Annotated in this window: 16 protein-coding genes and 2 pseudogenes; 12 read left to right on the top strand and 6 right to left on the bottom strand. The window is 57.8% G+C overall.

The features are described from left to right. The 8 genes and pseudogenes from BSG20_RS37135 to repC all read left to right on the top strand — a co-directional run. On the top strand, positions 1–217 hold a 217-nt coding region (locus tag BSG20_RS37135), incomplete at its 5' end, for a hypothetical protein (protein ID WP_210216965.1). Between the two features lie 378 nt (positions 218–595). Then, positions 596–1,513, top strand: coding sequence for a recombinase family protein (locus BSG20_RS32910; protein WP_072381997.1), 918 nt, complete (start codon positions 596–598; stop codon positions 1,511–1,513). 296 nt (positions 1,514–1,809) lie between these two features. Continuing rightward, on the top strand, positions 1,810–2,352 hold the full coding sequence (locus BSG20_RS32905; protein WP_072381995.1) for an NHL repeat-containing protein: 543 nt from the start codon (positions 1,810–1,812) through the stop codon (positions 2,350–2,352). 744 nt (positions 2,353–3,096) lie between these two features. Next, positions 3,097–3,324, top strand: coding sequence for a hypothetical protein (locus BSG20_RS32895; RefSeq protein WP_072381994.1), 228 nt, complete (start codon positions 3,097–3,099; stop codon positions 3,322–3,324). Positions 3,325–3,704: 380 nt separating this feature from the next. Next, a pseudogene (locus tag BSG20_RS38085) lies at positions 3,705–4,258 on the top strand (DUF4142 domain-containing protein). A gap of 843 nt (positions 4,259–5,101) precedes the next feature. Further along, a complete protein-coding gene (gene repA / locus BSG20_RS32885) occupies positions 5,102–6,307 on the top strand; it encodes a plasmid partitioning protein RepA (RefSeq protein ID WP_072381992.1) in 1,206 nt (401 codons plus the stop codon). Positions 6,308–6,382: 75 nt separating this feature from the next. Continuing rightward, positions 6,383–7,396 (top strand): plasmid partitioning protein RepB, encoded by a 1,014-nt coding sequence (repB, locus tag BSG20_RS32880; protein ID WP_072381990.1) that lies wholly within the window; start codon positions 6,383–6,385, stop codon positions 7,394–7,396. Between the two features lie 155 nt (positions 7,397–7,551). Further along, positions 7,552–8,766 (top strand): plasmid replication protein RepC, encoded by a 1,215-nt coding sequence (gene repC, locus BSG20_RS32875; protein WP_072381988.1) that lies wholly within the window; start codon positions 7,552–7,554, stop codon positions 8,764–8,766. A gap of 431 nt (positions 8,767–9,197) precedes the next feature. Here the strand turns inward: repC and BSG20_RS32870 are convergent, their stop codons facing one another. The 3 genes from BSG20_RS32870 to BSG20_RS39070 all read right to left on the bottom strand — a co-directional run bounded on the left by BSG20_RS32870 (position 9,198) and on the right by BSG20_RS39070 (position 10,324). Then, positions 9,198–9,440: a hypothetical protein gene (locus BSG20_RS32870; RefSeq protein WP_072381986.1), complete on the bottom strand. Its 243-nt coding sequence runs from the start codon at positions 9,438–9,440 to the stop codon at positions 9,198–9,200. 124 nt (positions 9,441–9,564) lie between these two features. Continuing rightward, complete coding sequence (locus BSG20_RS32865; RefSeq protein ID WP_072381984.1) at positions 9,565–9,786, bottom strand: hypothetical protein; 222 nt, start codon at positions 9,784–9,786, stop codon at positions 9,565–9,567. A gap of 301 nt (positions 9,787–10,087) precedes the next feature. Next, on the bottom strand, positions 10,088–10,324 hold the full coding sequence (locus BSG20_RS39070; protein ID WP_420884146.1) for a DUF4172 domain-containing protein: 237 nt from the start codon (positions 10,322–10,324) through the stop codon (positions 10,088–10,090). 303 nt (positions 10,325–10,627) lie between these two features. Between BSG20_RS39070 and BSG20_RS32855 the strand changes: the two genes are divergently transcribed. The 3 genes from BSG20_RS32855 to BSG20_RS32845 all read left to right on the top strand — a co-directional run bounded on the left by BSG20_RS32855 (position 10,628) and on the right by BSG20_RS32845 (position 12,402). Continuing rightward, on the top strand, positions 10,628–11,362 hold the full coding sequence (locus tag BSG20_RS32855; RefSeq protein ID WP_072381982.1) for an NYN domain-containing protein: 735 nt from the start codon (positions 10,628–10,630) through the stop codon (positions 11,360–11,362). Between the two features lie 160 nt (positions 11,363–11,522). Then, positions 11,523–11,729: a cold-shock protein gene (locus BSG20_RS32850; protein ID WP_027511051.1), complete on the top strand. Its 207-nt coding sequence runs from the start codon at positions 11,523–11,525 to the stop codon at positions 11,727–11,729. A 340-nt stretch (positions 11,730–12,069) separates the two neighbouring features. Further along, positions 12,070–12,402, top strand: coding sequence for a hypothetical protein (locus BSG20_RS32845; RefSeq protein WP_244541517.1), 333 nt, complete (start codon positions 12,070–12,072; stop codon positions 12,400–12,402). Between the two features lie 9 nt (positions 12,403–12,411). Here BSG20_RS32845 and BSG20_RS32840 read toward each other — a convergent pair whose 3' ends face one another. From BSG20_RS32840 to BSG20_RS32830, 3 genes are all read right to left on the bottom strand, one after another. Then, entirely contained in the window at positions 12,412–13,566 is a 1,155-nt protein-coding gene (locus BSG20_RS32840; protein WP_072381978.1) for a site-specific integrase, read from the bottom strand. An 88-nt stretch (positions 13,567–13,654) separates the two neighbouring features. After that, positions 13,655–14,077: a type II toxin-antitoxin system VapC family toxin gene (locus tag BSG20_RS32835; RefSeq protein ID WP_072381976.1), complete on the bottom strand. Its 423-nt coding sequence runs from the start codon at positions 14,075–14,077 to the stop codon at positions 13,655–13,657. Next, positions 14,074–14,322, bottom strand: a complete 249-nt coding sequence (locus BSG20_RS32830) for a FitA-like ribbon-helix-helix domain-containing protein (protein WP_072381974.1) — start codon at positions 14,320–14,322, stop codon at positions 14,074–14,076. Before BSG20_RS32830 ends, BSG20_RS32835 begins: the two co-directional genes overlap by 4 nt. A 228-nt stretch (positions 14,323–14,550) precedes the next feature. On the opposite strand from BSG20_RS32830, the pseudogene BSG20_RS32825 reads away from it, so the two are divergent. Next, positions 14,551–14,774: pseudogene (locus BSG20_RS32825) on the top strand (hypothetical protein); the annotation flags it as partial.

Genomic DNA, 14,774 nt, shown 5'->3' with positions numbered 1-14,774 from the left:
CCCAAAGGCCACCATGCCAATCGCCGCACCAGCACGCAATGTCGTTCACGAATTTGCCCGCTATCAGGCACTGCCACCAAATCTGCCCCGGTTACCCCGCAACTGGCTATCGCGGAGCGGCTTTGCAAAACCATACTGCTTTGAAACTATGGTAAATCGTGCATTAACCAGAAGCAATATCCAGCATTACTTCCGCCATGCGTGCTTCGCCGTGTGATGGCATTGATAGATAACTCGAATCAGTGATTGGCATTTTTTCACTTAGAGGCCCGGATTTCCAGGAAGTCCGGGCCTTCCCTCTTTTGGTCGTCCAGACCAAATCCGACCGATCTCCCGATGGGCTTTTTCAACCACAAAGAGTCCGAGAGTTCGAGGTCGCTTAAGCGCCATTCTTCGAAACTCCCCTTTCTGCCCAATTTTGCCCACAGAAGCCCGCCAGCGCGCTTTCTTGCCTCTGATGATCCGATGCTGGGCAATGGCTCCTTTTTGCGCTGTACGGCCTCCCATTTCGGTTATAAAACACGCTTGCAAAGGAACCTTTTCTCATGCATTCATTATCTGTACACACAGCCCTGAAACAGGCCAATAAAATTCCATGGCAAAAGCTTCGAGCGCCGGTGCCCCCGCCCTGTCCCGGAGACTGATCGGTTATGTCCGCGTTTCGACCGACGACCAGGTGGTTGACGCTCAAGTCGACGCGCTTCGAGCTGCGGGCTGCGAGCGGATACATCAAGAACATGGTTCCGGTGCGTCGCGCGCAAGGCCGGTCCTGACTAAACTGCTGAAGGATCTTGCCGCCGGTGACGTGCTCGTCGTAGTCCGTCTGGATCGCTTAGCTCGCTCGGTCAGCCATTTGCTCGACGTCATCGAAGACCTCGAGAAGCGAGGCGTGCATTTCCGCTCGCTACTCGATCCGATCGATACCTCTACGCCGCAGGGGATGTTTTCCTTGCAGGTGCTTGGCGCCGTTGCCCAGCTCGAGCGAGCGCTTATCGCCGAGCGAACCAAGTCCGGCATGAGAGCCGCCAAGGCGCGTGGCAAACTTGCCGGCAATCCCGGCCTTCGGGAACGAAGACCAGAAGCGGTCAGAGCGGTTTCTGCGGCGCGTAGGCGAGCCTATCTCGATGAGCTAATTACGTCGGCGCAGACATGGCTACCAACCGTGCGGCAGTTGCGGCCGCGGCATAGTTGGGACGATGTAGTGCGGATTCTTAATCGCCGAGGCCAAGACTGGACGGTCGAACGGTTGCGTCGGGCCGTCCACCGACTGGTGGGGGAGAAGCTTGCGGAACCAGAACTGGTAAGCAGATCTCCTCGACGGCCACCAGAGGATTATCTCATGCGGCTGGTTGTCGGGATCGCGATCGCCGATCCTGAACTGTCAATTCGCGAAATTGCTGCCCAATTGGACCAGATGCGAGAGCGGCCCCCACGTGGGGGCCGAAAATGGCAGCCGTCCTCCGTCAGGGTGTTGCTGGAAGAGGCCCGCCGCTTCGGGCTCGTTCGCCCCTGAGTACCTGCTGTGTGAGGCGCTCCGGCTCATCTACCATCGACCGCTCAGACAGTATCGGAGTTCGCACCTTCTGCGCGAAATCGCGGCCAGCCAATCTGTGCGGAGAACTACGATGAAGCCGGCGTCAGTATTTTTCCTGAGCATACTCTTCGTCGCCGCCCGGACCTGGACGTCGCGCAGGCCGATGACCCAGCGATGGCGCTCCCCAAGCAGGAGTTAAAGGTTCAAGCACAAATCTTGCGCAGGGGGTGATTTCATCGCTTTTGGATTTGGCTCCATATGGATGATGAGCGGTAATGCTGGGCCGTATCAATCCTGCTGACAACAGCACAATCGACATTCCGGTCGAAGGGGCAATCGGGCCATATAGGGGGATTGCAATCGGAGAGAGCGCGGTTTGGGTACCGGACATTGGGAGCAAGACCATTTTTAAGGTCGATCCGCAGGCGAACCGGGTTGTGATGCGCACCGCCGCAGACTTGTTCGACAGCGAAGTTAGCATTGGTGTCGGCGCGGGAGCCGTCTGGGTCGTTACAATGGCCGGGAAGAACGTCACTTCGAAAGACTACGATCGCGAGCTTAGCCGCTTCAACGCCTCAACTGGTGTGCTGGAAGCAACGCTGCAATTTCCTGCACGTGGGGCGGCCGCCATTTTCGATTACGGCTGGTTTGGGTCACTGGGTTCAACAAGAATGAACTCTATCGCGTGGACCCGGCGACCAATCGTATCGTCGCGACAATTGCTCTGCGCGAACGGCCGCGCTTCCTGGCATCCATTTGGGTCGTTAATCAGGGCGACGGCACGGTGCAGCGGATTGACGGGAGAAGCAATGAGGTGATCGCGACGATTGAGACCGGCGCAGGAGGCGGCGATGGGGATATCGCGTTTGGCGGCGGGTTCGCATGGGTCGCCTCCCCGTGAGTGGCCTGTCATCAAAATCGAGGCAAAGAGCAACAAGCTTGTCGAAAAATTCAATGCGCCTCGGAACGAGGAAGGCATTATGGGAGATGCCATCCGGTACGGCGCTGGCTCGGTGTGGGGTTCGGGTAGAGCGCCCTTTCGGATCAACCCTTACCAATAGAGTCTGGACGACCGCAAACTCCCCCTCGCGCGTCGTGGCCGAACAACGCGCACGGATCCGCTGTTGAGGGAACATTGACCCTAGTGGTCCATCGCTTGTGCGATGGTTGGTAGCCGTTGCGATCAACTACTGAATGCCAAAAGTACCCTCAAGTCGCACTGGTGTGTTCGATCTCCTCAAGAAAGCGAGCTTGCCAATGACGTGCAACGGAGAGTTCTCAGCTGAGAACTTTGGAAAGACGCGAGAGATACCCACCAACAGCAGTCGCGTAAGTCCGGCCGGCCGGTAAGGATGTAAAATCCACTTCAGTCGGCTCGCGTTCGAAAAGTTCTCAGCTGAGAACTTTCGCAACCACGAGCGCGGAGTATAAAGCTCGCGGCAACGCCGGCATTTCGTTGGTCTTAGCAGGCAGTCCAAGCGAAAATCCCGCCAATCCCAATTGCGCGCGGAACATTTTGCTACGCAATTCATTGGAAGGCCGACACAAACAGGATTCGTGACATGAAAACCCAACGGCCTATCAAACGGCGTCGGGCGTTACGCGGCGTTGCCTATTCGCTGACAGAATTTCCACAAAAGTACGGGCTTGGCCCCGCCATCGCCGAAGATCTTTTCATCCGCTTCGGCCCCTCGGCGGTGGACCTCGATCTTCTGATGGCGGCAAAACAGCAAAAGCCATCGATTACTGCACTGACAAGAGATATCGCGCGTTGGTCGTCGGTATCCTGACGGGTGCCGGCCATTATCTCGGGGTGGTTCCAAGGGTCGGTGGAGAATTCGGCAAGGTCGTGCTTATCTCGTCGGGCGGTCGGCAATCACTTCAGTCAGGCAGCTGGCGACTACGAGGGGCGTAGCAAGCGCTCATACTCCCGTTCCGACAGCCCGTATGCATCATAAGCGAAATCCCAACAAGGCAAGGCGATGCGGGTTCCAGAGCCATAGCTGGTATTTCTCTAACCGTCAGACCGTCCAAGGGTTTAAACTGCGGGAGTTCGGCGCCCTCCCCTGACCATTCGGCGCCGCCTTCACGTCCGGAGCAACTGTCTTTGCGTGGGGCTCGGCGAGCATTGCGGCGATGACTTGAAGATCTCCTTCCTTCCCACAGCCACGTGAGGACCGCCGCGGAGAAAAGCGGCGTGGGCTCGCTTGCGGGAGTTGCGCCAAAGATCGAGGATTTCGTCTCAGAAGCGGCAAGCAGCGATGGTTCGAAATCGAATCCAGCCAATCGGCAGTAGAGCGATCGGACGATGCCACGAAGGTCTTGCTCAGCAGATGATCGCTGATCATCAGAAAACCTCTGACGAATTGAAGGGCTGCTCTTCAGCGAAAAGGTAAAAGCCACCGCCGCAACGGAAATGTCTCATGCCCAGAAAAGCATGTTGGACAAGCTGGGAGACTGAAGAGTGATGACTTTGCGAAGCAGTATCACTCAGATCAAGAAGAGGGACATGAACGCCATGGATCTGTTTAAGCGCTATGGCGATGAATGTGGGAACGCCGACCTAAAGCTTCGGCGGCCAAGACGCGGCCCGCACTCGAACATCATCTGGAGATGGCAAAAGAGCTGAATAGGGGATCAGATCCATCGATCGGCTCTGAAGCCTTCATTCGGTGGTATGAGGAGATCGTTCCGGCCGTGGCGCATTTAGATATACATCCGTGAAGGTGCATACTGGTGTGCTTTTTGGAGAGGCTCATCATGCTGGAGAACGACCCTGGTTGGTTGTTCCTCCTCGCCGAATTCGTCAATTGCTGACGGCAGCGCTGATTCAAATAGCCCAGCCACAATCCCTTTCGAGCGCCATCGGAGTCCCATCCGGTCTCGAAGTCATGTCTGGCCGCGAACCGGCTGGGCCCGATCGACTTTGTCGCAACTCCATCCGACAACTTTCTTCGCTGTGCGCGTTCGCTCATTTCTCACCCGCCAACAAGGTTGTCTGTTGTCGTCCTCCATCGCGTTTTGTCTCTTCGCATGCGGTTCGATCGTCCCCGGGGTCTCTCTCCAACAATCGCGATCGGTGCGATGGAGCGGCCACATTCACTCGCAAGTTTGCGGGTAGGTTGTCATGGCGATCTTCGCAACTGTTACGACCAGGAGACAGATGGAAGGGCAGCGTTTCCATGGCGATCGGCGCTGACAGGATTTTTGGCTGTACTGGAGAGAATTGCAGTCGCTTACTTCTAGACAGCGTCCGGTTCAGTCGGAACGGTCGCGCAACGTGGACCGGTTTCTTGTGGGTATTGACGGACTCTGAAGGCGATTCTGTCTTCCGACGGTTTGACAGCCGTGCAAACGGCGAAACTATCCAAAAGAATCAATCAGTTGATTCGCTTTTCGCGCACGCTTCTTCGAATTTGAACAGGTCGAGCCTGAATCGGGGATAGCCGGTGGCGATTAAGGTTTTGTTAACTAAAAATTTCTTGCGGAAGCTTGAGAATCGCATCTAAATCACGCTTGTGATCTAGATAGCTTGAGAAAAGCGTTATTCCGGGGAAATGGCAAGAAATGAACATGGCTCCAGCCCTCATCGAAGACCTCGACTTTGACAGGGAAATACTTGAGCAAGGCGAGTTGATCTCCGACAAGCTGAACATGCTACGGCTTGAGCAGTATCCGCCAAACGCGCTGAAAAGACTGCGCCAGTTTTCGTCTGCCGAGGTTGCAGATTTTCTGGGCGTGACGCAGAATCACATTAAGAAGCTCCACCTCGAAGGGAAGGGGCCGGAACCGCAAGTTTCTGGTTCTGGTCGTCGTTCGTACACTGCCGAGCAAATGATGGAACTGCGGCAGTACCTCGACAAGCATGGCCGCTCGGATTTCAAGAAGTATGTACCGCAACGCCGCCGCGGCGAAGATCTCCAGGTCATCTCTGTCGTGAACTTCAAGGGTGGCTCGGGCAAGACAACGACTGCGGCTCACCTCGCACAGTACCTTGCACTGACCGGCCACCGCGTTCTTGCGGTCGATCTCGATCCGCAAGCCTCGTTGACGGCCCTCCATGGCATCCAGCCGGAACTCGACCGCAATTTGTCTCTCTACGAGGCGCTGCGTTATGACGACGAGCGCAAATCGATCAAGGAATTGATCCGCCCCACGAACTTTCCTGGCCTCGATATCGTCCCCGCAAACCTCGAGCTCCAGGAATATGAGTATGAGACGCCGTTGGCTGCTTCCGGCAGGCACCAGCCGGAAGGAAAGCTATTCTTTACGCGCATCTCGCAGGCGTTGAAGGAAGTTGACGACAGATACGATGTTGTCGTCATCGATTGCCCACCACAGCTCGGCTATCTGACCCTCACTTCGCTCAGCGCCTCGACGGCAGTTGTCATCACGGTGCATCCGCAGATGCTGGACGTGATGTCGATGAGCCAGTTCCTGCTAATGCTCGGCGGCATTCTCGAATCGATCAAGGCAGCGGGGGCTTCCGTCAAACTGAAATGGTTCCGTTACCTGGTGACGCGCTATGAGCCGACAGATCAGCCACAGGCTCAAATGGTTGGTTTCTTGCAGGCCTTATTCAACAAACGAATGCTCACGCATCAGATGTTGAAGTCGACCGCGATCTCCGACGCTGGGATAACCAAGCAAACCCTCTATGAAGTCGAGAAGTCGCAGTTTACGCGCTCGACCTACGAGAGGGCGCTCGAAAGCCTGAATGCGGTCAATGGCGAGATTGCTTCCCTCATCCATAGTGCATGGGGGCGAAAGTGATGTTTTTGACAGCCGTGCAAATGCTGAAAAACAGAGGACCTTTCAACATGATGACCGCCAACGCGGGAGATGGAAATGGCTAGAAAGAATCTTTTGGCACACATCACCGCGACGATCGGTGAAGATGCCGAGCGCGGTGCAAATTCTGACACCGAAGCTCGTGCTTCCTATACGAGACGAGGTGCGTCCCGTTCGATGATCCAATCGCTGGACGAACTTGCCGAAACGTCGATGCGCATTCTCGACGGAGATACCGTTATAGCGCTCGATCCGGGTGAACTTGATGGGTCGTTTGTCGCCGACCGAATTGGCGACGATGACGAGGCCTATTCCAATTTGAAGGAGGCGATTCGCCAGTCTGGTCAGTCGACACCTATTCTCGTGCGTCCCCATCCGAGCGATGACGGGCGCTATATGATCGTCTTTGGTCATCGACGAGCACGAGTTGCACGTGAGCTGGGTGTCAAGGTCAGGGCAGTCGTTAAGCCGCTCGCCGATATCGAACATGTAATCGCCCAGGGGCAGGAAAACACCGCGAGAGCCGACCTGACCTTTATCGAAAAGGCGATCTTTGCAAGCAAGCTGCTCCGGAGCGGCCTGTCGAAGGATGTTCTTAAGTCGGCTTTGACGGTCGACGATAGCCTCCTATCGCGCATGCTTTCGGTCGCGGATGTTGTTCCCGACGTGGTTCTTGATGCTCTCGGATCTGCCAAAGGCGTCGGCCGAGATCGCTGGGAAGAACTGAAGAAGCTCGTATTAAATCCCGCGGCCGTGGCGCGCGCTAGGGAGCTGGTACAGGACGAGATGTTTATCTCTCAGACAACCGACGAGACCCGATTCCAGCACCTGGTGGTAGCCCTCAAGGCAGCGCAGAAGGCTGGCAAGCGTGCAAAGCAGAAATCAGCGCCAGCCGCATGGATGCCGGCTGATCAGTCGGTCAGTGTGGTCGCACGGCAAAAGCCAAACAGCCTTGTGATGGAATTCGGGAATCCCAAGGGCAAGTCCTTTGGGAAATGGCTTTCCGGCAACATGGATAGCCTCTTCGAGCAGTACTCGAAAGCGAACGAGGAACAGGAAACAGGAGACTAATCCGCAAAAGAAAAAGGCCCCCTTAACGTTGCCGTCGTGGAAGCCTTCCTCTCGTGTGGTAGCTTGAGAATCGCATTTCCCCGAATCCCAGTCAAGAGTCTTTGGCATCGTTATTGGTGAGCGGATTTCTTTTGCCTTTTGGAAGGTGAAGGAAGATGCAAGGTGGACAGGTAACGACGCCCTTTGGGCGGCGGCCCATGACGCTTGCGCTGGTGAAACGACAGGTCGCTGTAACAGCAATGACGCCAGGCAAGTCGGTCGACAAATGGAGCGTCTTCAGAGACGTTTCGGAGGCCAGGGGAGTGCTGGGACTGCAGGACCGCAGCCTGGCGGTTCTCGATGCGCTGTTGAGCTTTTATCCGGGTAATGAACTGCGCCAGGACGCCCAGCTTATCGTGTTCCCATCCAATGCGCAGCTGACGCTGAGGGCCCACGGCATTGCAGGGGCCACGCTGCGCCGGCATTTGGCACTCCTTGTCGAGGCGGGAGTGATTATTCGCAAGGATAGCGCCAATGGCAAGCGCTATGCCCGCAAGGGTGGGGCAGGGGAGATCGAGAACGCATTCGGCTTCGATATTTCACCGATGCTCGTGCGCGCCGAAGAACTTGCCGGCATGGCGCAACAGGTTGCGGCCGATCGCGCTGCCTTCCGCAGGGCACGGGAGAATCTCACGATTTGCAGGCGTGACGTCCGCAAGTTGATTGCCGCGGCTCTTGAGGAAGGCGCATTCGGAGACTGGGAGATGATTGAAGAGGTTTATTTTGGTCTCGTCAGCCGCATTCCGCGCTTGCCAACACTTGCCGAAGTGGCCGCCATCCTGGACGAGATGGACCTCCTTCGCAACGAGATCGTCAATACGCTGGAAATGCAGCAGAAAACTCAAAATTGTAGCACCAATGATGCTCATAATGAGCGCCACATACAGAATTCAAACACCGAATTCACCAATGAACTTGAACCTCGCTCTGAATACGAGCCGGGCGAAAAGCTGAGTGAAAATCGCCGACCGACGAGCGAACCGAACCAAACGTTCCCATTGGGACTCGTTCTGAGGGCCTGCCCGGATATCGGTGCCTATGGACCGGGCGGCGCGATCAACAGTTGGCGGGATCTGATGAGCGCGGCAGTCGTCGTCCGTTCGATGCTTGGCGTTAGTCCGTCGGCGTATCAGGACGCTTGCGAGGCGATGGGGCAGGAGGATGCTGCGGTCGCAATTGCCTGCATTTTGGAGCGAGGCGGCCAAATCAACTCGGCTGGTGGATATCTGCGGGATCTGACACGCCGGACCGAGAGGGGAGAATTCTCGCTCGGTCCGATGCTGATGGCGCAGCTGCGCTCAAATGGCAAAATGGACAGCGGAATCGGGTAACTAGCGCGTCGACCGGACCCTTGGAGCCCTGCAGCGGAGCAAGCAGGGCAAACTGGATCCGCTCTATCATGGCGAGGCAAGGTGAAGCGGTCGCAGCGCGCTTAGCGCGACTTGGGCGTTGGCACGCGTGAGGTTCTGGTAACGGTTGTGCAGCCAGACAGTCGGCAACCAATATTTGGTTCGGCTGGGTTGCCACCAAGATCGAAGCGCATGACGTCGCGCTGGGCGGTCGCGATGGGTAGTGGTTTGAGTGCAGGCAGGTTCCCGGTGCGCGCCGAAGAGCCGTGACGGAAAGGTCCGAGCTCAAAAGCGCGCGGATCCTGTTCGGCCGCGGCCGCATGTTCAGGGCTTCGTTATTGAAAATTTCACCTCCGCCCCCCTCATAGAAGAGAAGCGGAAAGAGAATTTGGCGAGCAGGCTAGACAGACGCTCTATCGTCCAGACAGGTCTCGCAGGATTGAAAAATTGGCGCAGCTTGCCTCGATATTGCCGATACGGATCGCGAGCTCGGATCGGGGCGTCAGAAGCGACAGATGTACGCTTTTGGCACCCTTTGCCCGGACCAGCAGTTCCTGGCGAGCAAAGATAAGGCCCGATCGGTCCGAAAGCTCATAAGCAACGTGTTCGCTGTAGCCGTCATCCGCAATGGTGATCGTCGCCAAACCAGACTGCATTTGTGAGTTCTCCTCGGTTTTTCGACAGATTGTTAGAGAACTGCGGGCAGTTCAATGACGCCGACCGATTTTCCCCGCAATACCGAAGTCACGGCAGCTACTGGCTCGCACGCGGGCCGAGTGGCTATTCGTCTAGTTCCGGCACGAGCACGTCGAAAACCTCCAGAAGGGCCTCGGCGATGGCTGCACCGAGCGCATTTCCGCTCTCAGCAATTGCCTTCTCGTCCATGTCGCGGGACGCGATCGCCAGATTGCCTCCTTGCTCGCCGACGATCGCTCGGGCTCGTTCGATCGCCCACTGGGCGAAATCACCCCGGTTTTCGATGGTGACTGTCTCGGTTTCCATGTCACGTTCCTCTTTCAGGATTTTGTTCAGGGCAGCCAGGCAGAGTGCGATAGCGCGTTGAGTTGTGCGTACGCGCTACCTTATCCGACCGGAGCAATCAACAGCGCAGCCGACCTGATGAACCCTCGACGCGGCGTTGAGGTTGCTTTCGGCATCCACCAAATACGACCGCCGGGCGTGGTAATACTGGCGATGCCGACCTCCCGGGCAAAGGTTGGATCGCGCTGTCGCGAATATAGACGATGCTATAGCCGCCCCGGGTTGCAAGCGCCCGTCAGGACGTCTCATGGAGTGCGCTGATTCATGCCCGTATCCGTGGAACTAGAATCCATAAATACAAGGACCAACTGTGTACTGTCCTGGTTGTTTGAGGGCACGCGGGGTGTTCCTCGTTACGGAGATGACGGACAGCGCCCGTCACTTCCCCCGATGACAGGAGGAATCGGCGTTCGAACTGCTCGAGTGCAGCCGCGTCGTAGGTGAACTGCGGCCAGCATTTCTGTGTCCAGTTCCATTTTCGTGAGTTATAGATCCCCATTCTATAACTCAATGTGCTTACGTTGGTGAGTGAATAGCCATATATGGCTCATGGGCAGCCGGAGCCCTGATCAGCGACGAATGTTAAAGCCAAACTTTCGAGGGCGCCGACCACGACCTCGGGAGAAAGGGCGTCCGTGCCGGCATGGGCGGTTTACCCCGATCTCAATCGATAGTAGGGGCGCAGAAAAACGAGGTAATTCAAGATTGGGATCATCGCGAAAGGAGTTAGCGAAGCTGTTTAGCTGGTCTGAATGGTGCCCTGGTGTTAGGTTCGTGTCCGTTTCGAAGACGAGGAAGCGAAATGCCATCTGAAACTCGGTCACCTCGCTTGGCGGTCCTGATTGACGCCGACAACACTTCGGCCAAAATCTCTGACGGGCTGTTTGAAGAGGTCGCCAAGATCGGCGAGGCGAGCGTCCGCCGGATCTATGGCGATTTTTCCGGCACGCGCTCGAAGGGGTGGGCGGATGTGCTGGCAAAGCACGCCATCATTCCACAGCAACAGTTTGCCTATACAACGGGAAAGAATGCCTCTGACATCACTTTGGTGATTGATGCGATGGATTTGCTACACAGTGGCCGCTTCGACGGCTTTTGCCTCGTGTCGTCGGACAGTGATTTCACGCGCCTTGCCGCCCGGATTCGCGAACAGGGCGTCGATGTGTTCGGCTTCGGCGAGCAGAAGACGCCGGAGAGTTTTCGCCAAGCCTGCCGGCGGTTCGTCTATACAGAAAACCTGCTCCCTGGAGCGATTAAGGACGAGCAGAACGCCGCGTCTGCCGATAAGCCGCTGCAGCCGGCAAGCGCCGCCGTGCCGTTGATCAAAAAGGTGCTGTCGCAAGAGGACACCGAAGATGGCTGGGTCAATCTGGGCACCGTCGGCAAGCAACTGTTGAACCTGGCGCCGGACTTCGACCCACGCACCTTTGGCTTCCGAAAACTCAGCGATCTCATTCGCAAGACAAGCCAGTTCGAGCTTCGTCAGGTCGAGGGCGGTCCCATCAGCATTCGTGTGAAACAACGAGGCAGAAAGTAGCGTTCATCACCACGGCGATTGGCAAGAACGGGAAATTCCGGGCGACCGCGACGCTGCGTATGGCTTTCCGTCGCGGTCGGAAGCGTCTATCAGTACTGGCGCAAAGAGAATCTCAGTCGAGCCCAGAGATTCGGCAAGTTGGTAATCAAAGGAAGATGTTATGGCGACCGGTACAGTAAAATGGTTCAATGCGACGAAGGGTTTCGGCTTCATTCAGCCGGACGACGGCAGCGCCGATGTCTTCGTCCATATTTCGGCGGTGGAGCGGGCTGGGATGCGCGGTCTTAACGACGGCCAGAAGATTACTTATGAACTGGTGAAGGATCGCAAGTCCGGCAAGATGTCGGCCGACAATCTGCAGGCCTGAGTCTGACTGCATAGTCGGAAGACCGGGTTCGCCCGGTCTTTTCCGTTTGCAGCGCGAGGTATGCGACATCGGTGCAATCGCGAGACTTGAATTTGCTGCAGCGCAACATTATCTTCTTCGTACCGAAGCGATTCACCTCCTCCCGAGCCGCTTCGTCCGACCGACAGCACTCCTCCTCCCAAGCTGTCAGTCCCTATCGAAGCCCGGCGCACCTCCTCCCGCGCCGGGCTTTTTTTGTCGCGCGAGCAGACGATCGCCGCAGGGCATGGCGCGCATCGCGACTTCGCCATTGTTGTCGATCACTGCCTCACACGAGAAATGCCAGGGAGGAGTCATGGACATGGGTGCCAACGACCGCGAACTCATCGCGGTGATGAGACGGTACTTTGCGGCGAAGGTCGAGCTGGAAATCCTGAAGGCAGAGTTGGAAGCGGCGCGCCAGGCTGCCGGTGCGGCGATCGGCATCTTTTATGACCTGCGCCTCAACGCGGACCACGCCGACGACCTGCAACGATCGCATCGCTTGAAGGGCGAGATGGTGTCGCTGATGCAACGCGCCGAGGCCTGGGGCAGGGCAGAGCTTGCCAATGGCGGGAGCGCACAGTCCGAGGCAAGCGCTGAAGAGGCGGAACCGTTCGACGGAATAACCACTATGCCCTTTGCCGGCGCCTAGAAGCCGCGCTCAGATCACCAGTCGCGCCGCTCGTCCGTTCTTCCGTTCGACGTTGTTGTAGTAACTGGCCGCCTGCGTCACTGACTTGTGCAACGACTGCTGCATCGCTTCGAGTAGCGGAATGCCACGGTTGGCGGCCTCGGTCAGATAGCCAGAGCGCAGGCCATGCGCCGAGAATGCCGCTGGATCGAGACCGGCCTGTTTGACGCGCGCCTTCAGGATGAGGTTGACCGATTGCGGCGTCAGGGCCCGCCGGTCGATATTGCCCCACTGATCGATGCGTCGGAATACCGGTCCGGTGTCGATTTTGGCTTCCGCAAGCCAGTGCTTCAAGGCAGTCACCGGCCGACCGATCAACACGACGTGTCCGTCCTCGTCGGCCGTCGTCGTCTTGGTGCGGCCCAGATGGATCGTCAGGCAGGGCCGGGGAGGGGAGCTCTTGTCGGCCGGATCGGTGCGTACCGGCTCCTCGTCGACCAGATCCTCGACCCGCAATGCCGCCACCTCCGAACGCCGGCGGCCGCCGGAAGCGAAGGCGACGAGCAGCAATGCCTGATCACGCAGATCGACCAGCCGGTCGCCGGCGCAGGCGGACAATAGCTTTGCCAGGACATCCCCTGTCACCGCCTTTTTGCTCTTGCGCTGCCGCGGCCGTTTGCTCGCCTTCACCGCCAGCTTCAGCGCGGTTTTCACGGATAGTGCGCCAAAAACGCCGGACAAGCCGCGCCAGCGTGTCAGGATCGACCAGGAGGTCAGGCGCCGCCGTACGGTGTCCGGCGCGTGTGGACCGTCGGCGCGCAGCAGCCCTGCCGCCCGCAATCCCGTCTCCACGGCCGCCGGCATGCCATGGCTCGGATTGGCGGCGCGCTCGACCGGATCCCAGAGATGGTGGGCAACGAATTTTATCAGCAGGCTTTCGGGCGCCGGCCAGGGCAGGGCGGCGCCGGTCGCAAGTCCGCACCAGGCTTCGAGATAGCCGAGGTCGGAGGCGAGCGCCCTGAGCGTATTCTCACCCATGCCCTGCTGCGCCAGATGCTTGAGCGTCGCGACGTCCTCGTTGGTCAAAAGGGCGGCCAGTTGGTCGCGACGATCGAAGGGCAGGATGGCGTCGAGCGCATCCAGCGCTTCGGCACGCAGTTGGATCCCATCTGCAGACTCAATCATCGTTCTGGCGTGGGCCAAACAGTGATACTCCTCCAGCTCGGGTCGGCCGTCCCCTCGGCAAGGCTTTTCCTCTCGGAATCGCGCAAATTTAGCCGGTCCGCCAAGGGTTGACGATCACCAGATCAAGTCCGTCGAAATCAGAAACATTGCGGGTCGCAAGCGAGGCACCGCGAGAGAGGGCTACAGCCGCAATCTGTGCATCAAACTGGCTGATTGGGCGGCCGGCAGCACGTCGTTTGGTAGCGACGGTGGCGTAGACATCGGCGGCATCGCGGTCAAACGGCAGGACGCGACCGGATAGATCCTCGCTAAAAATCGGCAGTATTGCCGCTTCCAGCTCGCGACGGCGGCGGCCTTCCGGCAGTAGCCTTAGACCATAGAGGATCTCAGCCTCCGTAATCGCAGTCGTGAACACAGAAGGCGAGGGCTGTGCAGCAAGCCATTCAATGACGGCGGAACTGGGGGAGGGCGCAAGCAGTTCCGAAAGGACGTTGGTATCGAGGATGATCACAAGCCAAAGTCCGGCGCTTCACGGATCAGGTCGCGTGCGGGAAGATCGAGTGCGACACCGCCGGTGGGCACTATACGCGAACGGATCGCCTCTGCCAGATTGCGGGCTGGCCTCTCGCTCACGGCGAGCGCTGATCGAAGAATATCGCGCGCTTCGTCTTCCATGGATCGCCCGTGGCTGGCCGCGCGCACGCGCAGGCGCTGTTTCAGCGTATCATCAATGTTGCGAATCGTCATGCTGGCCATAAGCGCCTCCATCAGTCATTGATTGCATATATGGCATTGATTGCAAGTCTGCAATTTTCTCCGGTTCAGCGCGCCATCCTGCCCTTCGATCGCCACTCAGAGTCCCCGTAACCGGGGCAGATTTGGTGGCAGTGCCTGATAGCGGGCAAATTCGTGAACGACATTGCGTGCTGGTGCGGCGATTGGCATGGTGGCCTTTGGGACGAACGGGAGGGTAGGGCGACGCGCATGCGGCAGATCGATATCGACAGCCTGGACGAGGCTACCCTCATCGAGCTCAACGCCCGCATCGTCGAGCGTCTGCAGTTTCTGCATCACCAAAGAACCGCAGCAGCCCTGCAGGATATCAGGGTCGGAAGCGGCGTGATGTTCGAAGGCCCTGGCGGTGTCCCGGTCCGTGGCGTCGTCATTCGTCGCAACAAGAAGACGGTGACGGTGCATGCCGAGGATGA

Source organism: Rhizobium tibeticum (genome assembly GCF_900110205.1).
Classification (GTDB): domain Bacteria; phylum Pseudomonadota; class Alphaproteobacteria; order Rhizobiales; family Rhizobiaceae; genus Rhizobium; species Rhizobium tibeticum.
Note: the sequence above shows the minus strand (reverse complement) of the source record. Positions and strands in the feature narration are given on the sequence as shown.